Origin of the sequence: Litorivita sp. NS0012-18, assembly GCF_040371945.1 — a bacterium.
Lineage (GTDB): Bacteria > Pseudomonadota > Alphaproteobacteria > Rhodobacterales > Rhodobacteraceae > Litorivita.
This window is the reverse complement of sequence record NZ_BAABWS010000002.1, coordinates 613,636-638,289: the sequence shown is the minus strand read 5'-3', so window position 1 is coordinate 638,289 and position 24,654 is coordinate 613,636. Positions and strand designations below refer to the sequence as shown.

Annotated in this window: 22 protein-coding genes; 7 read left to right on the top strand and 15 right to left on the bottom strand. The window is 64.1% G+C overall.

Going from position 1 to position 24,654, the window contains the following annotated elements:
• Nucleotides 1-62 precede the first annotated feature (62 nt).
• From ABWV64_RS12705 to ABWV64_RS12680, 6 genes are all read right to left on the bottom strand, one after another.
• A complete protein-coding gene (locus ABWV64_RS12705; RefSeq protein ID WP_353345771.1) occupies nucleotides 63-623 on the bottom strand; it encodes a methyltransferase domain-containing protein in 561 nt (186 codons plus the stop codon).
• Nucleotides 624-686: 63 nt separating this feature from the next.
• On the bottom strand, nucleotides 687-2,081 hold the full coding sequence (lpdA, locus tag ABWV64_RS12700; protein ID WP_353345769.1) for a dihydrolipoyl dehydrogenase: 1,395 nt from the start codon (nucleotides 2,079-2,081) through the stop codon (nucleotides 687-689).
• Between the two features lie 197 nt (nucleotides 2,082-2,278).
• The gene (locus ABWV64_RS12695) at nucleotides 2,279-2,854 is read right to left on the bottom strand and encodes a DUF924 family protein (RefSeq protein WP_353345767.1); all 576 of its coding nucleotides are present in this window, start codon (nucleotides 2,852-2,854) and stop codon (nucleotides 2,279-2,281) included.
• Between the two features lie 154 nt (nucleotides 2,855-3,008).
• On the bottom strand, nucleotides 3,009-4,280 hold the full coding sequence (locus tag ABWV64_RS12690; RefSeq protein ID WP_353345765.1) for an MFS transporter: 1,272 nt from the start codon (nucleotides 4,278-4,280) through the stop codon (nucleotides 3,009-3,011).
• 166 nt (nucleotides 4,281-4,446) lie between these two features.
• The gene (gene queA, locus ABWV64_RS12685) at nucleotides 4,447-5,535 is read right to left on the bottom strand and encodes a tRNA preQ1(34) S-adenosylmethionine ribosyltransferase-isomerase QueA (protein WP_353345961.1); all 1,089 of its coding nucleotides are present in this window, start codon (nucleotides 5,533-5,535) and stop codon (nucleotides 4,447-4,449) included.
• A gap of 212 nt (nucleotides 5,536-5,747) precedes the next feature.
• A complete protein-coding gene (locus ABWV64_RS12680) occupies nucleotides 5,748-9,587 on the bottom strand; it encodes a YhdP family protein (protein ID WP_353345763.1) in 3,840 nt (1,279 codons plus the stop codon).
• Nucleotides 9,588-9,706: 119 nt separating this feature from the next.
• Here ABWV64_RS12680 and ABWV64_RS12675 point away from each other — a divergent pair, with 119 nt between their 5' ends.
• From ABWV64_RS12675 to ABWV64_RS12660, 4 genes are all read left to right on the top strand, one after another.
• Complete coding sequence (locus ABWV64_RS12675; protein WP_353345761.1) at nucleotides 9,707-10,171, top strand: peroxiredoxin; 465 nt, start codon at nucleotides 9,707-9,709, stop codon at nucleotides 10,169-10,171.
• On the top strand, nucleotides 10,168-10,980 hold the full coding sequence (locus ABWV64_RS12670; RefSeq protein ID WP_353345759.1) for a ferritin-like domain-containing protein: 813 nt from the start codon (nucleotides 10,168-10,170) through the stop codon (nucleotides 10,978-10,980). The genes ABWV64_RS12675 and ABWV64_RS12670 overlap by 4 nt, the downstream gene beginning before the upstream one ends.
• Nucleotides 10,981-11,191: 211 nt before the next feature.
• Nucleotides 11,192-12,523: a DUF5930 domain-containing protein gene (locus tag ABWV64_RS12665; protein WP_353345757.1), complete on the top strand. Its 1,332-nt coding sequence runs from the start codon at nucleotides 11,192-11,194 to the stop codon at nucleotides 12,521-12,523.
• Nucleotides 12,513-13,016 (top strand): bactofilin family protein, encoded by a 504-nt coding sequence (locus tag ABWV64_RS12660; RefSeq protein WP_353345755.1) that lies wholly within the window; start codon nucleotides 12,513-12,515, stop codon nucleotides 13,014-13,016. Before ABWV64_RS12665 ends, ABWV64_RS12660 begins: the two co-directional genes overlap by 11 nt.
• Nucleotides 13,017-13,105: 89 nt before the next feature.
• Here the strand turns inward: ABWV64_RS12660 and ABWV64_RS12655 are convergent, their stop codons facing one another.
• The 6 genes from ABWV64_RS12655 to ABWV64_RS12630 all read right to left on the bottom strand — a co-directional run bounded on the left by ABWV64_RS12655 (nucleotide 13,106) and on the right by ABWV64_RS12630 (nucleotide 17,541).
• The gene (locus tag ABWV64_RS12655) at nucleotides 13,106-13,690 is read right to left on the bottom strand and encodes an HNH endonuclease (protein ID WP_353345753.1); all 585 of its coding nucleotides are present in this window, start codon (nucleotides 13,688-13,690) and stop codon (nucleotides 13,106-13,108) included.
• A gap of 271 nt (nucleotides 13,691-13,961) precedes the next feature.
• The gene (locus ABWV64_RS12650) at nucleotides 13,962-14,258 is read right to left on the bottom strand and encodes a putative quinol monooxygenase (RefSeq protein WP_353345751.1); all 297 of its coding nucleotides are present in this window, start codon (nucleotides 14,256-14,258) and stop codon (nucleotides 13,962-13,964) included.
• 83 nt (nucleotides 14,259-14,341) lie between these two features.
• Nucleotides 14,342-15,007 (bottom strand): alpha/beta hydrolase, encoded by a 666-nt coding sequence (locus ABWV64_RS12645; RefSeq protein WP_353345749.1) that lies wholly within the window; start codon nucleotides 15,005-15,007, stop codon nucleotides 14,342-14,344.
• A complete protein-coding gene (locus tag ABWV64_RS12640; RefSeq protein ID WP_353345747.1) occupies nucleotides 15,004-15,639 on the bottom strand; it encodes a DNA-3-methyladenine glycosylase family protein in 636 nt (211 codons plus the stop codon). The genes ABWV64_RS12645 and ABWV64_RS12640 overlap by 4 nt, the downstream gene beginning before the upstream one ends.
• A 79-nt stretch (nucleotides 15,640-15,718) precedes the next feature.
• Nucleotides 15,719-16,465 carry a cobalt-precorrin-6A reductase gene (locus ABWV64_RS12635; protein WP_353345745.1) on the bottom strand — a complete coding sequence of 249 codons (747 nt, stop codon included), beginning with the start codon at nucleotides 16,463-16,465 and terminating at the stop codon, nucleotides 15,719-15,721.
• Nucleotides 16,462-17,541 carry a cobalt-precorrin-5B (C(1))-methyltransferase gene (locus ABWV64_RS12630; protein ID WP_353345744.1) on the bottom strand — a complete coding sequence of 360 codons (1,080 nt, stop codon included), beginning with the start codon at nucleotides 17,539-17,541 and terminating at the stop codon, nucleotides 16,462-16,464. The genes ABWV64_RS12635 and ABWV64_RS12630 overlap by 4 nt, the downstream gene beginning before the upstream one ends.
• Nucleotides 17,542-17,656: 115 nt before the next feature.
• On the opposite strand from ABWV64_RS12630, the gene cobA reads away from it, so the two are divergent.
• The 3 genes from cobA (at nucleotide 17,657) to ABWV64_RS12615 (ending at nucleotide 21,092) form a co-directional block, all read left to right on the top strand.
• The gene (gene cobA, locus ABWV64_RS12625) at nucleotides 17,657-18,508 is read left to right on the top strand and encodes a uroporphyrinogen-III C-methyltransferase (RefSeq protein WP_353345742.1); all 852 of its coding nucleotides are present in this window, start codon (nucleotides 17,657-17,659) and stop codon (nucleotides 18,506-18,508) included.
• The gene (locus tag ABWV64_RS12620; protein WP_353345740.1) at nucleotides 18,505-19,794 is read left to right on the top strand and encodes a cobyrinic acid a,c-diamide synthase CobB; all 1,290 of its coding nucleotides are present in this window, start codon (nucleotides 18,505-18,507) and stop codon (nucleotides 19,792-19,794) included. Before cobA ends, ABWV64_RS12620 begins: the two co-directional genes overlap by 4 nt.
• Before the next feature lie 77 nt (nucleotides 19,795-19,871).
• The gene (locus ABWV64_RS12615; protein WP_353345738.1) at nucleotides 19,872-21,092 is read left to right on the top strand and encodes an MFS transporter; all 1,221 of its coding nucleotides are present in this window, start codon (nucleotides 19,872-19,874) and stop codon (nucleotides 21,090-21,092) included.
• 52 nt (nucleotides 21,093-21,144) lie between these two features.
• Here ABWV64_RS12615 and ABWV64_RS12610 read toward each other — a convergent pair whose 3' ends face one another.
• From ABWV64_RS12610 to cimA, 3 genes are read right to left on the bottom strand one after another with little or no spacing between them, the layout of a single operon-like run.
• Nucleotides 21,145-21,954 carry a squalene/phytoene synthase family protein gene (locus ABWV64_RS12610; protein ID WP_353345736.1) on the bottom strand — a complete coding sequence of 270 codons (810 nt, stop codon included), beginning with the start codon at nucleotides 21,952-21,954 and terminating at the stop codon, nucleotides 21,145-21,147.
• Nucleotides 21,947-22,936 carry an alpha/beta hydrolase gene (locus tag ABWV64_RS12605; RefSeq protein ID WP_353345734.1) on the bottom strand — a complete coding sequence of 330 codons (990 nt, stop codon included), beginning with the start codon at nucleotides 22,934-22,936 and terminating at the stop codon, nucleotides 21,947-21,949. The genes ABWV64_RS12610 and ABWV64_RS12605 overlap by 8 nt, the downstream gene beginning before the upstream one ends.
• Before the next feature lie 42 nt (nucleotides 22,937-22,978).
• Nucleotides 22,979-24,595, bottom strand: a complete 1,617-nt coding sequence (cimA, locus tag ABWV64_RS12600; RefSeq protein WP_353345732.1) for a citramalate synthase — start codon at nucleotides 24,593-24,595, stop codon at nucleotides 22,979-22,981.
• Between the last annotated feature and the right edge of the window lie 59 nt (nucleotides 24,596-24,654).

The following is a 24,654-nucleotide window of genomic DNA, read 5'->3' as shown; positions in this document are numbered from 1 at the left end:
GGTCCAATCGAAAAATGTGAACAAACTGTGAACTCGTCTACGGGCGCCTGAGGATTTGGCGCTTAGGTCTTTTGCGCCAAGGCCCATGTCAGGATCGGGAAATCCGGATCATCGGTCAGATCATCGGTCTCGGGGTCATATTCGGGCGGCCAAACCGGCTCCATATTGCGCAGCGCGGCGTGGCGGTTGCCCCATTGCTTGGCCTCGATCGCGTCTTCCTCGAAGCCGCATTCGATCAGCAGGTTTTTCATCCCCCGCGCCGACCAGCGCGAACAATCCACCGGCGCGCCGTGAAAGGGGATATAGAACGGCACGGCGACAAAGAAATACGCGCCCTTGCGCATCATTTTGCGCACATTTTTCGTCGCGGCATAGGGGCGGTCGAGGTGTTCCCAAACCTGATTGGCGATCACCAGATCGAATTTGAACGGCGTGCCCTCCGCGTCGCGCGGCGCGTCAAGGCAGATGTCATATTCGGGATAGCGAAAGGCGCGGTAGCTTTTGAAATCAAAACTGCGCCCCCATTTGCCCGAAATCTCCGCCACATCCAATGATGACGGATCGAGCTGCCGAACCCAGCCACGCGCCGATTTATTCATCACAATCCGGTTGATACTGGGCATCCTGCGCTCCTTTGCTGCGGCCATAGTGACCGATCTGCGGGCAAGACGGAACCCGTTTCGCCCCTAGATATGGATCGCGCGCCCGTAAGCCTCCAGCACGCTTTCATGCATCATCTCCGACAGGGTGGGATGCGGGAAAACCGTGTTCATCAGGTCTTCTTCGGTGGTCTCCAACTGGCGGCCCACCACATAGCCTTGGATCAATTCGGTCACCTCGGCGCCGACCATATGGGCGCCCAGAAGCTCGCCTGTCTTGGCGTCAAAGACGGTTTTGACCATGCCTTCCGGCTCGCCCAAGGCGACGGCTTTGCCATTGCCGATAAAGGGAAATTTTCCGACCTTGATGTCATATCCGGCCTCTTTGGCCTTGGCCTCGGTGAGGCCGACAGAGGCAACCTGCGGGTGGCAATAGGTGCAACCGGCGATGCTTTCGGGTTTGACCGGATGCGGGTGCCCGCCCGCGATCAATTCGGCCACCATGACGCCTTCGTGGCTGGCCTTATGGGCGAGCCAAGGCGCGCCTGCGATATCGCCGATGGCATAAAGCCCCTCGACGCCGGTGCGGCAAAATTCGTCCGTCACCACATGGGTGCGGTCGATTTTGACGCCCAAAGCCTCCAGCCCCAGACCCTCGATATTGCCGACGATGCCCACGGCGGAAATCACCGTGTCGAAGTCTTGCGTGGTGGTCTTGCCGCCCGCCTCGATATGGGCGGTGACCTTGCCTTTGGAGCGGTCGAGCTTTTTGACCATGGTTTTTTCCATGATCGTCATGCCCTGTTTGGCGAATTGCTTTTTGGCAAAACCGCTGATGTCGGCGTCCTCGACGGGCAACACGCGGTCCATCACCTCGACGACTGTCGTTTCGGCGCCCAATGTGTTGTAAAAGCTTGCAAATTCGATGCCAATCGCACCCGATCCGATGACCAGCAATTTCTTCGGCATCCGCACGGGATTGAGCGCATGGCGGTAGGTCCAGACCAGATCGCCATCCGCCTCCAGCCCCGGCAATTCGCGCGCCCGCGCGCCGGTGGCCAGAACGATGTGTTTGGCGCTCAACTCTTCGGTGCCCGATGCGGTTTTCACCGCGACCTTGCCCTTGGCGGGCAGGCTGGCCTCGCCCATGATCACTTCGACCTTGTTCTTTTTCAGCAGGTGTTTGACCCCGCCTTCCATCTGTTTGGCGACACCGCGCGAGCGTTTGACCACGGCGGGCAGGTCATAGTCGATGCCCGAGGCCGAGAGGCCGAATTCCTTGGCGCGGTGCATCAGGTGAAACACCTCGGAGGAGCGCAACAACGCCTTGGTCGGGATACAGCCCCAGTTGAGGCAAATACCGCCAAGGTTCTCGCGTTCGATCACGGCGACCTTGAGCCCCAATTGCGCGCCCCGAATGGCCGCGACATAGCCCCCCGGCCCTGCCCCGATCACGATCATATCAAACGCCTTGGCCGCCATGGCACCCTCCGATTCCAAAATTAGTTTGATATTAAACTATTTTGAAAAACAGTTCAACGCAGCAAAGCCCCGCAAGAGGGGCTCGTGCGAGGGTGTAAGGCAAAGCCTTAAAAAGGCGTTAACATTTTTGCGCCGCGCGCGGGCGCGGTGTCACAAATTCATACGCCCCGCGCGGGCGCGCCGCCTAAGGGTGCCGATTATCCGGCCTGAAGCTGGCGCAGGGTGCTGCCGTATCCGCCGCTGGCGACATAGGATTGCTCGGGCGGGGTCGCCGGACGCGCCAGCGCCGCATTGCGATAGGGGAAGCGGCCGAATTTGCGGATCACCTCGCGGTGCGCCTTGGCGTGGATCAGGTTGCCCTCGCCCGCTTGCGGCATCCGCTCGTGCATGAGCCGCACACAGCGGTCCTGATCGCACAGGTTCTCCGAATGCATCAACGGCAGGTAGAAGAATTGCCGCGCCGGCTCGTCAATGCGCATGTCCCATCCGCGATCAATCGCCGCCTTGGCCGCCGCCAGCGCAGTGCGGTCGGAAGAGAAGGCCTTGGCCTCGCCGCGGAACATGTTGCGGGGAAATTGATCCATCAAGATGATATAGGCCAGAGCGCCCGCCGGATAGGTCAGCCAAAGCCCGTAGCAGCCGCTTTGCGCCGCCTCCCACATCTCGCCGAAACGGTCGCGGATTTGCTGGTCCAGCGCCTCATCCTCGGCATACCATCCCTTTGGCCCGATCTCGTCGAGCCAGAATGTCAAAATCTCGTCCACACCCGTCATGGGTCTACTCCTGCCCTTTGTGCGTTCCGCTGTCTTCAAGCAGTAGCCAAGGGCATAAGTAATTAAAAGTCAAAAAATGCTACATTTCGGAAATAAAATGTCGCAGCCGTGACGTTAGCGCTAATTATGATAGCGCGCCGCCGCCGCGCGAGGCCTACTGCGGCGCGGTCTCTGCCTCGCTGTCTGCTTGCTCTTGCGCCTCCCACGACACTTCTTGCGCCACTTCCACCGCGACCGAGGTCGAGGTCGGCATGACGGGCGCATAGGGGGTGCTTTCGTCGGAGTTAGGCGCGCGGCGCTGTGTCATCCGGTAGAGCGCATAGCCCGCCAGCACCATCAAGAGCACGCAGATCATGCCAAAATATCCCGCAGGACCAAAGGTTTCCATGATCACACCGACGACGATGGGGCCGGAAATCGCCCCCACCCCGTTGATAAACATCATCCCCGCCGAGGCGGCGGCCATCTGGTCATGCTCCAAAAAATCGTTGGTATAGGCCATGAGCAGCGAATAGAGCGGGTTCGCCGTGCCGCCCACCAAAAGCGCCGCGAGGATGAGCAGCGGGAAAGAGCCGCCCACCACCGTGCCGATAAAGGCGCCGATCGCGCCGACCAGCGAGGCCAGCATGATCAACCGGCGCCGGTCCATCCGGTCCGACACCCATCCGAGCGGGAATTGCAGCGCCGTCGCGCCGATGTAGAAGGCCGCCACGAACATCGAGATTTGCGGCAAGCTCAGCCCCGCCATCGCGCCGTAGACCGCCGCCATTCCGTATTGCGCGGCAAAAACCCCGCCCAAGAGGAACATGCCGACCGAGCCGAGCGGCGAGACTTTCATCACTTGGCGCAATGTCATCCGCTCGGTGGTTTCAAAGGCGGGGGTCGGCGAGATCGACAACAAAATCGGCGCAAAAGAGATCGAGACCAGAACCGAAGGGATCACAAAGAGCACAAAGCCCGAGGGATCGGCGGTCAGCAAAAGCCCCTGCGCGGCGATGATGCCCAAGGTCTGCGTGACCATATAGAGCGAGAGCGCCTGCCCGCGGTTCTCGTTGCTGGCCGCATTGTTGAGCCAGCTTTCGGCGGTCACATAGACGCCCGAGAAACAAAAGCCGAGCACCAGCCGCCCGATGGTCCATGAAATCGGGTCGGTCAGGACCGGAAACAGGATCAGCACCGCCGAGATGAAAGAGCCAAGCGCGGCAAAGACCCGCACATGGCCGACGCGGCGGATCATTTCGGGGGCCAAGCGCGAACCGCCCAGAAAGCCTGCGAAATAGGCCGACATGATGATCGACATCTCGAAGGTGGAAAAGCCTTCGATTTCGCCGCGCACGCCCAAAAGCGTGCCTTGGAATCCGTTGCCGATCATCAACAACAGCATCCCGAGCAACAGCGCCCATGCGGATTTGAAAACTTGGCTCATCGCGGGCGGTCCTTCGGGTTAGGCATTCGGGCGGGTCATTCTCGGGGTCGGCGACAGGGCGCGATACGGGCGGCGCAAAGGGGCAGCGTATGGGGCGCCCCCACGCTGTCACGACATAGGGGGCGGTTCAATCCGGTGTTTCTACCAATGCGGCGTATCAGAAGCCTTAAGCGCCCTTTGGCAGCAAAAGCGAGGCATCGCCATAGGAAAAGAAACGGTAGCGCGATGTGATGGCATGATCGTAGATCTCGCGCATCCGCTCTTGGCCCATCAAGGCAGAGACCAGCATCATCAAGGTTGATTTGGGCAGGTGGAAATTGGTCATCAACCCGTCGGTGACGCGAAAGTCAAATCCGGGGTAGATGAAAATATCGGTCTCGCCGCGCCACGGGGCAATCGCGCCGCTGCTTTGCGCCGCGCTCTCGATCAGCCGCAAGGCGGTGGTGCCCACGGGGATCACCCGCCCGCCCGCCGCTTTGGTGGCGGCGATTTGCGCGGCGGCCTCTTCGCTGACCTCGCCCCATTCGGCGTGCATCTTATGGGTGGTCACATCCTCGACCTTGACGGGCAAAAACGTCCCCGCCCCCACATGCAGCGTCACATAGGTAAACGCGACCCCTTTGGCGCGCAGGGCCGCCAGCAGCGCATCGTCGAAATGCAGCGAGGCCGTCGGCGCGGCCACGGCGCCCGTATTGCGGGCAAAAACCGTCTGGTAGTCGGATTTGTCTTGCGCATCGGCGGCGCGTTTGGCGGCGATATAGGGCGGCAAGGGCATGGCCCCCGCCTCGGCCAAAGCGGTGTCGAAATCCTCGCCCGCGCAGGAAAACTCCATCACCCCCTGCCCGTCCTCTTTGGCGATCAGCGTGGCGCTGAGCGCCTCCGAGAAGACCACGCGCTCGCCCTCGCGGATTTTCTTGAGCGGTTTGAGCAGCGCCGACCAGCGCGCCCCCGCTCCGCCCGCCCCGCCCGCGCGCGGCTCCAGAAGCGTCACCTCGATCTTGGCCGAGGTCGCGCCCGCATCCCCCGTCCGGTGGCGCAGACCGCTCAGCCGCGCGGGGATGACTTTGGTATCATTGAGCACCAACCGATCCCCTGCGCGCAAGAAATCGGGCAGATCATAGGCATGATGGTCGAGGATCGGCGCACCGGGGGGCGCGCCATCGGCGACCAGCATCCGGCTGGAGGAGCGCGGTTTGGCGGGGCGCGTGGCGATCAACTCTTCGGGCAGATCGAAATTGAAATCCTCCAGCGTCAGCTTGGCAGGGGTGCTGGCAGGCTCACTGGCAGGCTCACTGGCGGGCTTAATCGTGGGGCGCGTGTCAGGCGTATCGGCGGGGCTTTTGGTCATCGGCGGCTTTCACAACGGCGCGCGCGGCGCTCGGGATCATGGTTTGATAGGGGCGCTTGGCGCGGCGCGGCCCTGTTTGGGGCGCTCTATCGCGCGGCGGCGCGATGATCAACCAAGGGCTAGTTTTGCAACTTGGGCGGCGGGCGGCGGAAAATGTCGCGAAACATCCCTGGCGTGAGGATCGACAAAGGGTTGACCGAAACGCGCGGGTTTTCCGCCGTGCCGCGCAAACGGTAGTTAAACCCGATCAGCCCCTCGCCCTTGCGGCTCAGGATTTGCCCGATGCCGTTGAGCAGGTAGAGCGGCGAGAAGACGCCTTGCATATCCATCGCGCCGGTTTCGAGGTTATACATGCCGTCCATCGACACGCCCAAAGACGCCCCCGTGGCCGAAGAGCGGGTCACGATGACCTCATGCGGGGTCAGGCGAAACCGCGCATCGACCTCGCCGAACAAGATGCCCGTGCCCGACAATTGCTCCAATAGCCCGACGATCGAAACCGCGTTGAGCAATTCGGCCATGGCAGGTGCGTTGCGCAGGCGCACGTTCTTGGCCGTCAGCGCCCCGTCATAGCTGCCTACGGCTTTGGCGGGCACCAGCAAGAGCAGCAAATCGCCCCCCGAGGCCTTGTCCAAAAGCCCCGAGGCGGCAAAGACCGCGCCCGCGTCCTTGGCCTTGATTTCAAAGGCGCTGCGCCCGCCTTTGGGCACCACGCGCCCCGTCACGGGGGCCTTGCCGTTCACACGGCCCGAAAAGCTGCCGTCCATGCCGCGTTTGGTGGTGAATTCGCCGCGAAAGGGGCTGAGCGCGATGCCGTCGGAAATGGTCAGCCGGTCGAGGCGCAAGCTGATCGGCCCGCCCGATCCGGCGCTTGATGCGCCGCCGTTTGAGGCGCCGCTGCCGACCGTGGTCTGGCGCATATCGACCGTGCCGCCGCGCACTTCGACCGCAGGAGCCGCCCCCGCGCCGCGCCCGATGATATCGACGGGCGCATCGAGCCAGTTGCCCGCTTTGACGCGCGAGAACCGCGCCCGCTCCAGCCCGCCCTGCGCCGTCAGCCGCACCTCGCCAGTCGCCGACAGGCCCGGCGCCTCGAGGCTGAGCGCGTCGATGCGCGCGGGGCTGCCCAAAGCGCCTTTGACCGAAAGCTTGCCGCCCGCGTTTTGCCCAAGGCTCCACCCCAGCGGTTGCAAGCGCAGGCCCAACCCTTTGAGGTTCGACGAAAGCGTAAAGGCAGGCGCGGTGCCGCGGGCGAAATCGATCACCATATCGCCGCGCCCCGCCCCGCGCAGGCTGCCCGAAGGCAGGCCGATGTTGAAGGCGTCGATGAACCGCTCGGACAGCTCGATCCAGCCCTCGGCGCGGCTGATCCCTTGGCGGCCTGCGGCTTTGGCCTCGGCCTTTGCCGCCGCGCCAAAGGGCGCACGCCAGCGGCCCTCGATGGGGATCGCGTCGATGCTGCCCTTGCCGCTGATCACCAATTCGGCAGGCGTGGCGCGCAGATCGATCCGCGGCGCGGCGAGGGTGTGACCGGCCACCAATGTGGTCGAGCGCGCATTGGCAACCTCGGCGGTGATGTCGAACTCCACCTCTTCGACGGGCAGCTTTTTCTTGAGCCGGAAGCGGATATCGCCGCCCGCAACGGCGCGCCCGTCGGCAATGGTGACCGGTTGGCGCGCCTTGGTGAGAAAATTGAACGGGTCCATATCCAAAAGCGCCAGCGCCGCCGTTACGGTGCTTTGCGTGGCAAGGCGCACTTCGGCGGGGCCGTCCTTGATGCGCACATCGGGCACGATGAACCGCGTGCCAGTCACGTCGATCTGCCCGCCTTGGGGGGCGGCGATCTGTCCGGCTTCGGCGCGCACGGCAAAGCGCCCCGCCTCCAGCGCCGCGTAACCTGCGGCGCCTTTGATCGGCGGCAGGGTTTTCAAAAAGCGCACCTGCGCCTGCTCGAACCCGAAACCGAGCGCGATTTGCGCCTCGCTGTGGGGTTTGAGGCGCAAGGCAACCTGCGCCTGCTCGATCCGCCCGCCGGAGATATTTTCGGACACCCATGCGCGGGTCTTGGGCACCGCCGTCACCGGCCACAGGGTCATCAGCCGCTCGGGCGTCATCGCGTCCAGCTTGCCCTCAAGGCTCAAATCCCACCCCGCCTCGAGCGCGCGCAGCCGCCCTTTGGCCTCGAATTTTTGCCCCCGGTCGAGCACCGTGAGCGCCCCGATATCGAGTTCGAACGGATCAAGGCGCAGGCGGGTGTCGATGCTGGCCCCGTCAAAGGTAATGGGTTCGGGGTAAAGGTCATCGGGGCTGAGCGTCAGTTTGGTGGTGCGAAACTGGCCCAGCAAGGCCGTGGGCCAGCCGTTGTCCTGCATCCCGACCAGATAGGAGGTGCCCTCGACCTGCGCGCTGCCCCATTTGCTCGAGACCGACAGCTCTTGGAACTGCACTTTGGCCTCATTGGGCAGATAGGTGAAATAGCTGCGCGCGCCATCAAAGGCGATGGGGCGCGTGGCCTCGGTCGGGCGCAAGACCCCCGCGCCGATTTGCAGCGTGCCGTTGAGCGGCCCCAAGGCCCCGTCGTCTTGCGCCGAGGCGCGCAAGGCCCCCGAAATCGGCGCCTCGATCACCCCAAGCCACGCCAGAGCGGGCAATTGGCTGGCGATATCGGCGGCTTCGACATCCTCGATATTGACGCGAAAATCGGCGGCGGTCGATCCGATGCGGCTGTCGTATCCCACGGCCAGAGTGGCGGCGCGCGCGCCCCCGCCCAAAAGCGCCAGATCGGCGCGCAGGCTGATCGCATCGCCGTCGCGCGCCAGCGCGATGCGCCCGCCATCGACCGACCACACCCGTCCGGCGCGCGCATCCACATAGCGCAAGGTCAGCGCCTCTGCCTCGATCACCCGCAGCGCCGAGAGCGCGGTTTGCGCAAAAATCGCATCGCCCCTTTTGATCAGTTCGGGCAGCGTCGCCGCCCCGTCGCCGCCGAAATTGCCGATGGCAAGGCCAAAGCGCCCGTCCGCCTCGCGGCGCAATTCCATCTGCCCGCCGCTCAGCCGCACCGAGCGCGGGCGCACCTCGCCGTCCAGAAGCGGGCGCAGCGCGAATTGCGCGCGCACATCGTCGAGCGTCACCAAGGGCACGCCCGCGCCGTCATAGACCGTCACATCGCGCAGACGCATGCGCGGTTGCCAATCCTCTTCGACCAGAAAGGACAAAGCACCAAAGCGCACCTGATGGTCCGGCGCGGCCTCGGTCAGGCGGGTTTCGATCCGCTCGCGCAGCCATTGCGGCGCATCAATCGGCCGCCCGAGCATGAGCCAGATGGCAACCGCTGCCAGCAGCGCGATAAAGCCCAGCACCACAAGCGAGATCAGCCCGAATCTGCGCGCGCGGCGCATGGCCTTGCCCTTGACCACGACAATCGCCGCTTCGGGCGGCGCGTCGAGCGCAGGCGGCGCGGCCTGCGGCGCAACGCGCACCGGCGTTAGCGCGGCGGTGTCGGAAGCCTCGGCGGTATCGGCGGTATCGGTGGTATCGGCGGTATCGGAAATGTCGGGGGCCGTATTTTGCGGCTCTGGCGCATCTGGCGGCGCGGCTTGGCGCGCGTCATCGTCCTTTGCTTCAGCCTGCTGTGCATCCGCTTGCAGCGCCTCATCTTCGCCGGAGGCCTGCGCCTCTGGCACGCTCGGCTCTGTCGCTTCAGGCTCTGGCGCGCTTTGGCCTGTCGGGCCTTGGTCGCGCGCCTCTGGCATGGCCTCCTCCGGCTGCTCCTCTTGCGCTTGGCCCGCCTCTGCGGGGTCCGGTGCATCGCCCAAAGGATCCTCTTCGCCGCGCAATTTCGCCATGGCCGCAGCCAAACCGACCCCCGCCGCCTTGGGCGGCGCGTCCGGCGCGCCCTCGCTTGCGGGGGCATCCTTCGGTTTGCGAAGGGGGGTGTCGGGATCGTCTTGGCTCATCCGGTTTGTTAGGTTACCCGTAGTCTTGAACAGGGGCCCCCGCATGACCACCGGTCATAACGCGCGCCCATTGCACCGCAATATATCGCCCACCATAGAACAGGGCGAAAGGAGACAACATGCTGAAAATCAACGACGCCGCCCCTGATTTCACCCTGCCGCAGGATGGCGGCGCGGATGTCACGCTCTCGGCCTTGCGCCCTGCCCCTGTGGTTTTGTTTTTCTATCCGCGCGATGATACCAGCGGATGCACCAAAGAAGCCATTGGATTTTCGCAAAGCCTTGCCGCCTTCGAGGCGCTCGGGGTCAAGGTCTATGGCATTTCCAAGGATACGGTGGAAAAACACGCCAAGTTTCGCGCCAAACACGGGCTGAGCGTCGCGCTTCTGTCGGACGCCGAGGGCGCGGTTTGCGAGGCCTACGGGGTTTGGAAGGAAAAGCAGATGTATGGCAAAACCTTCATGGGCATCGAGCGCAGCACGGTTTTGATCGCAGCCGACGGCACGGTGGCGGCCTATTGGCCCAAGGTCAAAGTGGACGGCCATGTGGAGGCCGTGCTTGAGGCCGCGAAAGCGCTGGCATGAGCGGGCAAATGACCCTCGCCGAAATGGCGATGGAGGTTCTGACCTGCGCCGACGGGCGGGCGAAAACCGCGCTGTCGCATCGCCATGCGGCCACATGGTTCGCGGCGCGCGGCGAAGGGCGCAGCATTCCCATCGGCTCGGCCAGCCCGCCGCTGCATCCCGCCCGCCCCGCAACGCCCGCGCTGTTGGACCCGCGCGATGTGCCCAAACGCAAACCGGGCACCGAGCAGGGCCGCATCGCGATGATCCATGCGGTCGCCCATATCGAGCTTAACGCCGTGGACCTGCATTGGGACATCATCGCGCGCTTCACCGATGTCGAATTCCCGCTTGGGTTCTACGATGACTGGGTCAAGGCGGCGGATGAAGAATCCAAACATTTCAACCTGATGTGCGACTGTCTTGAAGCGCAAGGCAGCCATTATGGCGCCATGCCCGCCCATGCGGGCATGTGGCGCGGGGCGGAGGATACGGCGCAAGATCTGATGGGCCGTCTGGCCGTGGTGCCGATGGTTTTGGAGGCGCGCGGATTGGACGTCACGCCGGGGATGATCGCGGTGTTCGAGCGGGCCAAAGACGAGCAAACCGTCGAGGCGCTCAAGGTGATCTATGGCGAAGAGGTCGGCCATGTGGCCTATGGGTCCAAGTGGTTCCACTTCCTGTGCGGCAGGCACAATCTTGACCCTAAGGAAACCTTCCACAACCTTGTCCGCAAATATTTCCACAGCACGCTCAAGCCGCCCTTTAACGAGGAGAAGCGCGCCGAAGCGGGGTTGCCCCCTGATTTCTATTGGCCCCTGACCGAGTAACCTTGGGTTAACTTCCCACTGTAACCCCCTCGTGAGTCGGCGGTTTTTCGCCAAATAAGCTTGTTTTGGCCGATCACGCACAGAGCGCGGCCCAAAAACCTTGCCCTATGGGGCTTGGCTGGGTAATCACTTTATCCAAAGCGCAGCTGGATAACTCCGGCCAAAAAAACAAGCGCTCTACTGGGACGGGTAAAACAAGGGACTGAAATTCGTGAAAACACGGATCGCTATGCGTTGGCACGCGCTGCTTGAGCGGCATTTTCCGGAACGTCGGGTCTTCCTGCGCTCTGATACAGACACACGATTCATCCGCCTGCGTCCTGGCACGCAGGTCGTCGGATTTATCGGCTCTGCGGCGATTGTGGCTTGGGCGATTATCGCCACCGCGATCTTGCTCATGGATTCCATCGGCGCGGGCAATTTCCGCGAGCAGGCCAAGCGCGAGCAACGCGCCTATGAGGCCCGCCTCAACCTTCTGTCTTCCGAACGCGACCTGCGCGCCGAAGAGGCGCTTGCGGCGCAAGAGCGGTTCAATTCGGCCCTGCGCCAGATTTCGGTGATGCAGTCGGATTTGCTGGCCTCCGAAACCCGCCGCCGCGAGCTTGAGACCGGTATCGAGGTGATTCAGGCGACGCTGCGCCGCACCATGGGCGAGCGCGAGCAGGCCCGCCGCGAGGTCGCCGCCTTGCAAACCAATGACGGCGACAATGTCGAGGCTCTGGCCGCGCAAAGCGGTGCGAATGACGGGGCCAGTGATTTTCTCGCCCTCGCTTTGGCGCAAACCGCCAGCGAACGCGACAAGATCATTGCCGATGCCCAAGGGGCCTTGCTGCAGGCCGACGAGATGGCCGCCGAAATCCAGTCCCTCAAAGACCAGAACGACCAGATTTTCCGCCAGCTTGAAGAGGCGATGACCGTCTCGGTCGAGCCGCTCAACAAAATGTTCCGCAATGCCGGTATGAACCCCGAAAGCCTTTTGGCCCAAGTGCGCCGCGGCTATTCGGGGCAAGGCGGGCCGCTGACGCCGGTGGTGTTTTCGACCAAGGGCGAATTGCCCTCCCCCGATGCCAGCCGCGCCAACCGTATCCTCAACCAGATGGACCGGTTGAACCTGTACCGCATTGCCGCCGAAAAGGCGCCCTTTGCCTTGCCGGTGAAAAACTCCTATCGCTTCACCTCGCCCTTCGGCTATCGCCGCGATCCCAAAACGGGCGGGCGCCGGTTGCATAAGGGTGTGGATTTCGCGGGTCCCGTGGGCACGCCGCTCTATGCGACTGCCGACGGCACCGTGGTGCATGCCGGTTGGTCCTCGGGCTATGGCCGTTTGGTCAAGATCCAGCACGAGTTCGGCATCGAGACCCGTTATGCCCATATGTCACGTTTGAATGTCAAAGTGGGACAAAGAGTCTCGCGCGGCACGCGAATTGGTGATATGGGGGCCTCCGGACGTGTGACCGGACCCCACCTGCATTACGAAGTGCGAGTCGGCGGAAAGGCCGTAAACCCTATGATCTATATTAAGGCTGCCAACGATGTTTTCTAAGAGCAAGATCAACGAGCCCGGCCCCAAGGCCGCTGATGCAACCGCCCCTGTGGCTGCAGAAAAATCCGGCGCGATGCCCAAACCCGCGCCCAGCGAGTTCAAAGCCTCGGCGCCCAAGGCCAAGCCGCCTGCCTCGGTTTTGTCGGCCGATCTGACCGTGACCGGCAACCTCAAGACCACCGGCGACATCCAGATCGAAGGCACCATCGAGGGCGACATTCGCGCGCATCTTTTGACCGTGGGCGAAGGCGCCACGGTGCGCGGCGAAGTGGTGGCCGATGACGTGGTGGTCAATGGCCGCATCGTGGGCCGTGTGCGCGGCCTCAAGGTGCGCCTGACCTCGACCGCGCGTGTCGAAGGCGACATCATCCACAAAACCATCGCCATCGAGAGCGGTGCGCATTTCGAAGGCTCGGTGCAGCGTCAGGACGATCCGCTGAACTCGGCGGCAAAAAACGCAGCGCCCAACGCTCCGGCGACGCCCGAGGCCTAAGGCCCAAGGCCTGTCGAATACACAAATTTCAATGAAAACGCCGGCTCTGGATCAGGGCCGGCGTTTTCTTTTGCCGCAAACGGGGGGCGCTAGGCCTCCAGCTCCGCATCCCAATAGAGAAAGTCCATCCAGCTTGAATGCAGGTGATTTGGCGGAAACTTGCGCCCCATATTGCGCAGCTCTTCGGCGGCGGGGGCGCGCGGCGGTTTGCGCAGGCTCATCTGCGCCATGCGCAGGCTTTTGGAGCCTTTGCGCAGGTTGCACGGCGAGCAGGCCGCCACGACATTTTCCCAAGAGGTGATCCCGCCCGCAGCGCGCGGCACCACATGATCAAAGGTCAAATCCCCGCGCGCGCCGCAATATTGGCAACAAAACTCGTCGCGCAAAAATAAATTAAAGCGCGTGAAGGCCACGCGCTTTTGAGGTTTGACATAATCTTTGAGGACGACGACCGAGGGGATTTTGAATTCCATACTCGGCGAATGGACGACCTGATCGTATTCCGAAACGATATCGACCCGCTGCAAGAACGCCGCCTTGACCGCCTCCTGCCATGGCCAGAGCGAAAGCGGATAATAGGACAAGGGCCTATAATCGGCATTCAGCACCAGCGCGGGAAAATGCTTCAGCGCGCCCGGTTCTCTGACAAATTCGGTTCTAAAGTCTCCGTCCATCTGGCGAAAGGCCCCCTGCCCTGTCTGCCTGTTGTGGCATCAAGGCGGGACACCCCGCCCCGAAATCTAACTCAACTATATCTCGCGGATTGCGTCTGGCAAGAGGCGAGATATGCCAATCAAGGGCCGATTTACCCCCAAAGCGTAACACTGCCGTGACATTGGGCAAATCGCGCCGCATCACGGGCTGCGTGCATGAAAAACGCCCAAAGCGCGGGGCCTTGGGCGTTTTGAAACAGCTGCGATCCGCGCCGGTGGGGCGGCGGAGCAGTTACAGATCGACGATACGCGCCGGTTCGATCATCTGGATCTTGCGCGCCACAACGATGTCCTTGATTGCGGCGCCGAAGGCTTTGAAATGCTCTGCCGCGCCATGGGCGCGCAGGTTGTCCTTGCTTTCCCATTCCTCATAGACGCGGAAAACCGTCGGCTTATCAAGGCTTTGGAAAAACCCGTAGGTGCCGCATCCCTCTTCGGTCAAGGTGATTTCGGTCGCGACAGCGGCGGCCTTTTTATAGGCCTCGATGCCCTCTTCTTTCACTTCGATGGTGCCACAAATGATGATCATATCTGCCCTCTCCCTGTCGTTGGCTGGGCAAACTCTTCCATGTGTTGACCCGCCGGTAAAGTCACCTGACGCAGCGTAAAACCCTAAAAGCCCGCCTTGTCACGCATGAAGGCCAGCGCGACCTGCAACCCGTCGGGCGCGATGCCATGGGCGGTGCCCTTCATGATATGGGCATAGACCTCTTTGAACCCCGCCTCTTGCAGGGCCTCGGCCGCCTCGGGCAGGCTTTGCGGCGGCACCACATCGTCCATATCGCCATGGATCAACAGGACCGCAGGCTTGCTCACCGCCGCGTCCTTGAGCGATTCCGGTTGCAGCAAACGGCCCGAAAACGCTACGATCCCCGCGATTTCATCCTCGCGGCGCGGCGCCACATGCAGCGACATCATCGTGCCTTGGGAAAAGCCCAAAAGCACCATTTGTTCGGGCAGCAAATCCTCATCGACCAAGATCGCATCAAGGAAGGCGTTGAGGTCTTCGGCGGCAGCATTGAGCCCGCGCTCGGCCTCTTCCTCGCTCGACCCGTCGATCCACGGAATCGGGAACCATTGATAGCCATTGGCCATCATCGGGATGCTTTCGGGCGCATCGGGCGCGATGAACAGCGTGTCGGGCAGGTGATCGCCCAAAGGATCGGCCAGCCCCAAAAGATCGGCCCCATTGGCGCCATAGCCGTGCAGCAAGACCACCACAGAGCGGGTGGTGCCGGATTTCGGCTCGACTCGTTCGGATTTCAACACGCGGGTCATCGGATCCCTTCCCTTTGTTTTGCTACATGGTAGTAGGCAAAAAGCATCCGCGCGGCAACCGATCTCCACGGGCTCCATCTTTGGGCCATCTCGCGCAGGGCGCGCTCCTTGGGCCGCTCGGGCAGAGCGTAAAGATCGCGCGCCGCCTCTTGCAGCGCCAGATCGCCAGCGGGGAAGATATCGGCGCGGCCCAAAGAGAACATCGTATAGATTTCCGCCGTCCAGACCCCGATGCCGGACACGGCGGTGAGGGTCTTGATGATCTGCGGCTCCGGCGCGCGGCGCAGGGCGGCAAAATCGATCCCCGCCTCGGCCAAGGCGCGGGCATATTTGACCTTCTGACGGCTCAGGCCAATGGCGCGCAACGCCTCGTCGCTGGCGCGCAGGATATTGGCCGGATCATCCATCCCAGCCGCCACCATCCGCCCCCAAATGGCGCGGGCCGAGGCGACAGAGACCTGCTGGCTGACGATGGCGCTGAGCAGTTCGGCAAACCCGTCGGGTTTAAGCCGCAAGGGCAATGGCCCCGTCAAAGCATAGGCACGCGCCATGGCCTCGTCCTCATCGGCCAGCCACTGCGCCCCGCGCGCCACGCAGGCGTCGGAGGTGATGATATAGCCGATCTCGCTCATTCCATCTCGCTCATTGGGTATCGCTCATGCTGCGGCGCTCATCTTGCGCGTCTCATGCTGCGGTTCTCATATCGGTCACTCATTGGATTTTCCCGCCCGCCTCGGCCCATGCAATCGCGGGAGCAATCGTGTCAAACCGCGTGCAATCGAGCGGCGCGGGCCGCGCGATCATCCCCACCGGAATTCCCAAAACCCGCGCAGCGGTCAGCTTGGAGCGCGGCGCCTCGCCGCCCGCGTTCTTCACGATCAACCAATCGACGCCGAGCAATCGAAACAGCGCGATTTCATCCTCGACCGAGAAAGGCGGACGGCCCACCATGAACTCCCCCTTCGGGAAGGGGAAGGCCCCCTCGGGCGGGTCGATCTGGCGGCAAATCAGGGTGCAATCCTTCTGCGCCAGCGGCGCGAAACGCTCCAATGTCTGCCGCCCCGTGGCCAAGAACACCACCGCGCCGCGCGGCACGTGAGCGGCGGCCTGCGCCTCGTCCGCAAGCACCGTCCACTGGTCGCCCTCGCCCGCCTGCCACGGCGGGCGCATGACTTGCGCATAGGGGATCCCCATTTGCGTGCAGACCGCGAGGCTGCGCGCGCTGATACGGGCGGCAAAAGGATGGGTCGCGTCCAGAACCGACGTGATGCCCGCGCCGCGCAGGTAGTCGGCAAATCCCTGCGCCCCGCCAAAGCCGCCGCTGCGGGTTTTGAGCGGCAAGGGTTTGGGCGCACGGGTCGCCCCCGCCAAAGAGGCCTCGGCCGAAACTCCCTTGGCAGCCAAGGCCTTGGCGATATCCGCCGCCTCGCGCGTGCCCGCCAGCAAAAGCACCGTCATTGCGCGCGCCCCAAGATGGTGCCCGCGCGGTCGATCACCACCGTATCCACCGCCACGCCTTCGGGCAGCATCGCGCGCGCCGTGGCCAATGCGCCTTTGGCGACCCAATCGGCCATCGGCGCGCCGATCATGCGGTAGGCCTCCAGCGCCGTGTTCGCCTGCGCCAGTTGCGGCGCGCCGAGCGCCTCGGCCAGCGCGTCGAAATCCACCTGAGAGCGCCCCGAGTGCAGATCGCGCGCGCCTTGGGCCAGTTTGGTCATCTTGCCGATGCCGCCGCCGATGGTGACCCGCGCGACCGGATGTTTGGCGAGGTATTTGAGCATGCCTCCGGCGAAATCGCCCATATCGAGCATCGCGTGATCGGGCAGGCCATATAGCGCCTGCACCACCCGCTCTGACGTGGCCCCTGTGCAGCCCGCGACATGGCTCTGCCCGCCCGCGCGCGCCACGTCAATGCCGCGGTGGATCGAGGCGATCCATGCCGCGCAGCTGAACGGGCGCACGATCCCCGTGGTGCCAAGGATTGACAGCCCGCCGATGATGCCAAGGCGCGGGTTCCATGTTTTCGCGGCCAAAGCCTCGCCGCCTTCGACCGAGATTGTGATTTTGATATCAGCCACTTGCCCGAGGCGTGCGGCCATTTCCGCCACCGTGCCCGCCATCATCTCGCGCGGCACCGGATTGATCGCAGGCTCGCCCACGCCGATGGGCAATCCCGCCTTGGTGACCGTGCCGACGCCCGCGCCTGCGGCAAACACCACGCCGCCGCCGGAGGCCTCGACCCGCGCCCAGATGCGCGCGCGGTGGGTCACATCGGGATCGTCGCCCGCGTCTTTGATGATACAGGCCTCGGCCCAGCCTGCGCCGCTGCGCGCGGCCTCGACGGCAAACTCGGGCCGCTCGCCGCGCGGCAAGGTGATGCGCACACGTTCGGGCGCGCCCTCGCCCCATAGCACCATCAAGGCCGCCCGCGTGGCCGCCGTGGCGCAGGCGCCCGTGGTCCAGCCGCGGCGCAGCGCGCTGGCGGGTTTTGCCGCCGCTGTCGCCGCCGCTGTCATTGAGGGATCATCGCTCATGCGCGCGACTATAACCACGCCCGCGCCCGCGCGCCAATCCGAACCCTGCACGCGCGGATAAATTTGCCGCGCGGGCGCATCTTCCTTCGGGGGAAAATTCGCGCCATAAGGCGCTATGACTGATTCAATCTCTCTTCCGACATCCGATTGGCCCGTGCTTGAGGCGGGCTGGGTCTGGCTGTGCGGCGCGGGTCCGGGCGATCCGGGGCTGTTGACGCTGCACGCGCTCAACGCGCTGCGCCAAGCCGATGTGGTGATCTATGATGCGCTGGTGCAAGAGGCGATCTTGGATTGGGCGCCGCAGGCCGAGCATATCTATGCGGGCAAGCGCGGCGGAAAACCTTCGGCAAAACAAAAGGATATCTCCTTGCGGCTGGTCGATCTGGCGCGGGCGGGCAAACGGGTTTTGCGCCTCAAGGGCGGCGATCCCTTTGTCTTCGGGCGCGGCGGCGAAGAGGCGCAGACCTTGGTCCAGCACGGCATTCCGATCCGCATTATCCCCGGAATTTCGGCAGGGATCGGCGGTTTGGCCTATGCGGGCATCCCCGTGACGCACCGCGATGTGAACCAATCGGTGACCTTTGTCACCGGCCACGACCAGACCGGCGAGGTGACATCGAGCCTCGATTGGGAGGCGATCTCGCGCGGCTCGCAGGTTCTGGTGATCTATATGGGCATGAAACACGCCGAGCGCATCGCGGGGGCCTTGATGGCGGCGGGGCGCGCAGCGGACGAGCCTGTGGCCGTGGTGGTCGAGGCGACGACCGACAAACAGGCGGTGCTCGAGACCACATTGGGCGATCTGGTCGCCGATATCGCCGCCTCGAAGCTTGCGCCGCCTGCGATCATTTGCGTCGGGCGCTCGGTCCTGATGCGGCAGGTGCTCGATTGGCAAGGCATGGCCGCAGGGGCAGCGCCGCGCGATCTCGACCCTTTGGGCCGCGGGATGCCCGCCGAGGCGCAATGAGCGCCGCAAGCTCAGGCGTGATCCTCGCCGCGCCCTCCTCGGGGGCGGGCAAAACCACGGTGACCTTGGCGCTTTTGCGCCTGCTCGCGCGCCAAGGCATGGCCGTGCGCGGGGCCAAATCCGGCCCCGACTATATCGACCCGAAATTTCACGAGGCCGCTTGCGGCGCGCCCTGCCCCAATCTCGATGCTTGGGCGATGTCGCCCGCGCGGATCAAAGGATTGGCCTCGGGCGACGGGATGTTGGTGATCGAGGGGGCGATGGGCCTGTTTGACGGCGCGCCGCCCGAGGGGCGCGGCGCGGTGGCTGATCTGGCGCGGATGCTGGAGCTGCCGGTGATTTTGGTGGTGGATGCGGGGCGTATGGCCGGATCGATCGCGCCTTTGGTCGCGGGGTTTGCGGGGTTTGACGCAGGCGTGCGCATCGGCGGCGTGATCCTCAACAATGTCGGCTCTGCGCGCCACGAGGCGATGCTGCGCCGCGCCTTGGAGCCGCTCGGCCTGCCGGTTCTGGCCGCCATGGCGCGCCGCGCCGATCTGGCGCTGCCCTCGCGGCATTTGGGATTGGTGCAAGCGGGCGAGCGCGCGGATCTGGACGGATTTTTGGACCGCGCGGCGGATGCTTTGGCGCAAAGCCTTGATCTGGAGGCGCTCATGGCGCTGGCCGCGCCGCTGGCACACGCGCCGCTTCTTTCCGGTCTTGCCCCGCCCGCGCAGCGCATCGCCGTGGCACAGGACGCCGCCTTTGCCTTTGCCTATCCGCATCTTCTGGAGGATTGGCGCCGCGCGGGGGCCGAGGTGATCCCCGTCTCGCCGCTGGCCGATGAGGCGCTGCCGCCTTGCGATTTTCTCTACCTTCCAGGTGGCTATCCGGAGCTACATGCCGGACGTCTCGCCAGCGCAGAGACCTTCATGCGCAGCGTCAAAATCGCCGCGCAAGATATTGATATGTATGGTGAATGCGGCGGATATATGATGCTTGGCGAAGGGCTCATTGATGCCGAAGGCCGCCGCCATGCGATGCTGGGCCTGCTGGGGCTGGAGACCTCCTTTGCGCAGCGCAAGTTGCATTTGGGTTATCGCAGCCTCACGCCCGTTGGCGGCTCTCCTTTCGGCGCGCAGCCTTTGAGCGGGCATGAGTTTCATTACGCCACCACCCTGCGCGCGGCGGGCGATCCGTTGTTCGAGGCGCGCGATGCCGAGGGCGGCGCGCTTGGCGCGGCCGGATTGCGGCGCGGGCGGGTTTTCGGCTCCTTTGCCCATGTGATCGACCGCGCCGCGCCCTGAGCGCGCCATATGAGCGCGCCCGCGATCCCGTAGTTTCCGCGCTGGACGGCGCAGTGGCGAAAAGCTACGCATTCCCCATGACAGATATGACCGCCCCACCCGCCGATGATGCGCGCGCCAAGCGCAATGTGACGATCCTTGTGATGGCGCAGGCGCTTTTGGGTGCGCAGATGCCTATGATTTTCATCATGGGCGGGCTGGCGGGGCAATCCTTGGCCACCAATGCCTGTTTTGCCACGCTGCCGATCTCGCTCATCGTGTTGGGCAGCATGTTTGCCGCCACGCCAGTGTCGAATATCATGCAACGCTATGGCCGCCGCGCGGGGTTTACCTTGGGCGCTGTGGCGGGGGCCTTGGGCGCGGCGGTATCGGCCTACGGGCTTTATATCGGCTCTTTCGCGGTCTATCTGACCGGCTCTTTGATCACCGGCGTTTACATGTCCGCGCAGGGGTTCTACCGCTTTGCCGCCGCTGATACCGCCTCTGAAACCTTCCGGCCCAAGGCGATTTCCTACGTCATGGCGGGCGGGCTGGTCAGCGCGCTGATCGGGCCGCAGCTGTTCAAAGTCACCGCAGAGGCCATGGTCGTGCCTTTCCTTGGCACCTATCTGGCGGTGATCGCGGTGAATGTGATCGGCTCGTTCTTGTTTCTTTTCCTCGACATACCCAAACCGCCGCTGCCCGCCGTGGATGCTCCGAAAGGGCGCAGCCGGATGGAGCTACTGAAAACCCCGCGCATCGCCGTGGCGGTGATCTGCGCCATGGTCTCCTATGCGTTGATGAACCTTGTGATGACATCGACGCCCTTGGCGGTGGTCGGCTGCGGCTTTGAAAAATCAAGCGCCGCCGATGTGGTCTCGGCGCATGTTCTGGCGATGTATGTGCCGTCGTTTTTCACCGGCCATCTGATCGCACGCTTCGGCGTCGAGAAAATCGTCGCGGCGGGGCTTTTGATCCTTGGCGCGGCGGGGATCGTGGCGCTCGAAGGGGTGGATTTGAACAACTTCTTCATCGCGCTGGTCTTGCTCGGCGTGGGCTGGAACTTCGGCTTTATCGGCGCGACGGCGATGCTTGCGGGCGCGCATGAGCCGCATGAGCGCGGACGGATGCAGGGGCTCAACGATCTTTTGGTCTTTGGCGGCGTGACCTTTGCCTCGCTGGCCTCGGGCGGTTTGATGAATTGCTCGGGCGGCTCGGCGCAGGCCGGATGGTCGGCGGTCAATCTGGCAATGGCGCCGTTCTTGATGCTGGCGGGCGGCGCGTTGATCTGGCTGGCGCTGCGGCCCAAAGAGGCCTAGGCCAAGGCACCAGCGCGCGCCCTATCGCCCAGCGGCGGTGCGATCCGCCGCGCTACCAGCGGCCCGTCAGGGCGCAGCGGATCAACCGCGTCTTTTGCGCAAATTCGGGCAGCGCCAGATCCCCCGCCGCAACCCGCGCAGGGGTCTTGGCCGCCAGCGACAGGATCGGCTGCGCGGGCCAAGCGGCCAAAAGCGCCGCGCGCGCCGGTTTGGACAGATGTTTGCGCGCCGCGCGCGAGGCCTTGAGCCGCGCCAATCCGCCTTGCGCCAAAGCGGCGATGGCCTCGGGGCGGCCATCGACCAAGGGCAGGCGCCCTGCCTTTTCCATCGCGGGGATCGCGCGCAGCCATGCGGCCAGACCGGCGGCATAACCGGCGTCTCGCGCCGCCTGCGCCGCGCCCTCCGTGAGCGGCGCGCCATGGGCCAATGTGGCCGCCACCTGCATCAAAATCCCGCCGGTTTGCTCGATATGGGCGTGAAATGCCGCCTCGTCCTCAAAGGGGTCGCGGTAGATATCCCAGCGCCGCGCCAGCACCAGATCGTCGAGCAAAGCCGCCTCGGGCGCGGCAAGCGCGCGCGCCAAGGGCGTGACCACCTCGTGACGGCGCAGCGGGCCGCCCTGCCCCTGCGCGCCGATCTCTTCCAGGGCATCGCGCCACCATTGCAGGCGCATTTCCGCGATCACCGCCTCTTGGGTCACCCAAGGGGCGCGGGCGACCTCGGCGTTGAACGCATAGAGCGCGAAAAGCGCGGGGCGCAGCGCCACGGGCGCGGCCATGACGGCGGCAAAACGGTCGGGATCAGCGCGCGCCACTTGGGCGGCGCAGGCGCCAATATCGTCGTGTTCGGGGGTGTCAGTCACCGCTGAGAACTCCGCGGATGAGGGTTTCGGTTTGCGGCGCATAAACGACATCGAGATGGCTCGCCCCTTCGATCAAATGATAGGTGCCGCGCCCATTGACCGAAGACAGGAGAGGCTCGTATTGATCGGCAACAAAGGCCTCATCCGCCGTGCCTGCGATCAAGGTGAAATCGGGCAAGCGCGCCACATCGGCAAGGTAATCGGCGCGCGGGGCAAATCCGGTGTTGAGCCGGTAGCTATAGGCCGTGGTCGCCGTATGGCCCATCGGCCCGTCCAGAACGGCGGCGGGCATGTTGAACTGGATCACCTGCATCCCGTTGAGCGCCGTGATCCGCGCCGCGTTGAGCATCGACAGGCCGATCATGCGGCGGATCATCACCTGCGCCCAGCCGCCCGAATTGGGCCGCGCGGTCGGCGCGTTATGCTTCAAGAAGGGCGCCAGCAGGATCGCATGATCGATCATCGCGCCATGCGCCCCGCCCGCAAAACGCACCACCAAACCGCCGCCCGAGCTATGCCCTGCCATGACCACGCGCTGCCCGTTTTGGCCCGCAGCGGTGATCAGATCGGCAAGGTCGTCCTCCATCTGGCCGATGTAATCCACATCGCCGCGCCGCTCGGGCGACGCGCCATGGCCGCGCAGGTCGGGGGCGATGACGGTGGCCACATCCGACAGGCGCCGCGCCAGCGCGTCAAACTGCGCCCCGTGCCATCCCGACCCGTGGACCAGAACCAGCAAAGGCGCACCCTGCGGGCCGTCCACGCGGCGATAGGGCATCTGCCATCCGTCGCGCATCGGCGCGGTTTGAAGCGGCAAAGGCGCGTCATTGCGGGCGATTTGGCGGGTGAAATCAAGCGATGCGCCCTCGCCGCCGCGCGCGCCCGCACGCAGATCGCGCGGCCATTGCGAGAGGATCAAGCCGATGGCAATCGCGGCCGTGATGGCAATGGAAACGGCGATAAAACTCAAAATTTTCAACATGCTAATAGCCTTTACTCATCTGCTTTCCGCCTGCGCTTCGCGCTACTGCGCGCCCTCGCGCAGAAGCTTCCAGTTTACCGCATCGATCAATGCGTCAAAGCTGGCATCGACGATATTGGCCGAGACCCCCACCGTGGACCAGCGCCGCCCTTGGGCGTCCTCGCTGTCGATGATGACGCGGGTCACGGCTTCGGTGCCGCCTTGGGTGATGCGCACTTTGAAATCGACCAGATGCATATCGGCCACCGCATCGCCATAGCGGCCCAGATCCTTGACCAAAGCGGTCCATAGCGCATTGACCGGCCCGCGATCACGGCCCTCGGCGTCGATGGATTCGGAGACCGAAAGCCGCTTCTCGCCGTCCACCTTCATCACCACGATGGCCTCGGAGAGAGAGACCATCTTGTTGCGCTTGTTCTTGCGGCGCTCGACGGTGACCTTATAGCGTTTGACCTCGAAATACTCCGGCATCCGGCCCAATTCTTGGCGCGCCAGCAATTCGAAGGAGGCCTGCGCGCTGTCGTAGGTATAGCCCATCGCCTCGCGCTCCTTGATCCGGTCGAGGATACGCGCCAGCGCCGGATCGCCTGCGGCGACCTCGATACCCGCCTCGGACAGACGGCGGCGCAGGTTGCTTTGTCCCGCCTGATTGGACATCGGGATGATGCGCGCATTGCCGACCAAAGCGGGGTCGATATGCTCGTAGGTGGAGGGGTCCTTGAGGATGGCCGAGGCATGCAGCCCCGCCTTATGGGCAAAGGCCGATGCGCCGACGAAAGGCGCCTGTTTGGTCGGCACGCGGTTGAGGATATCGTCCAACTGTCGGCTGGCGGCGGTCAGCCCGCGCAGGGCCTCGCGGCTCACGCCGGTCTCGAAGGCCTCGGCATAGGGGGATTTGAGCATCAAGATCGGGATCAGCGTCACCAGATTGGCATTGCCGCAGCGCTCGCCCAACCCGTTCAGCGTGCCTTGGATTTGCCGCGCCCCTGCATCGACGGCGGCAAGGCTGCCCGCCACGGCATTGGCGGTGTCGTTATGGGTGTGGATGCCCAGCCGGTCGCCCGAAATGCCCGCCGCGATCACCGCGCGGGTGATGGCGCCGATTTCCTCGGGCAAGGTGCCGCCATTGGTATCGCACAGCACCACCCAGCGCGCACCGGCCTCATAGGCGGCGCGCACCGCTTCGATGGCATAATCGGGGTTGGCCTTATAGCCGTCAAAGAAATGCTCGGCGTCAAACAGCGCCTCGCGCCCCTGCGCCACCAGATAGGCGATGGAGGCGCGGATGTTTTCGGTGTTTTCCTCCAAGGTGATGCCCAGCGCGGTGGTGACGTGGAAATCATGGGTCTTGCCGACAAGGCAGATGCTATCGGTGCCCGCGTTCATCACGGCGGCCAGCACCTCGTCGTTTTCCGCCGAACGGCCCGCGCGTTTGGTCATGCCAAAGGCGGTAAAGCGCGCGCGGGTTTGCGGCGCGGCCTCGAAAAAGGCGCTGTCGGTCGGATTGGCCCCCGGCCAGCCGCCCTCGATATAATCCACGCCCAGCGCGTCGAGGGTTTTGGCGATCTGCTGCTTTTCCTCGGTGGAGAATTGCACGCCTTGGGTCTGCTGCCCGTCGCGCAGCGTGGTGTCGTAGAGGTAGAGGCGGTCTTTGCTCATTGGTCTGCTCCTTGCTTCAGGATCGCAGGGCGATGCCCCCACCCTCGGGTCGGGCGCAA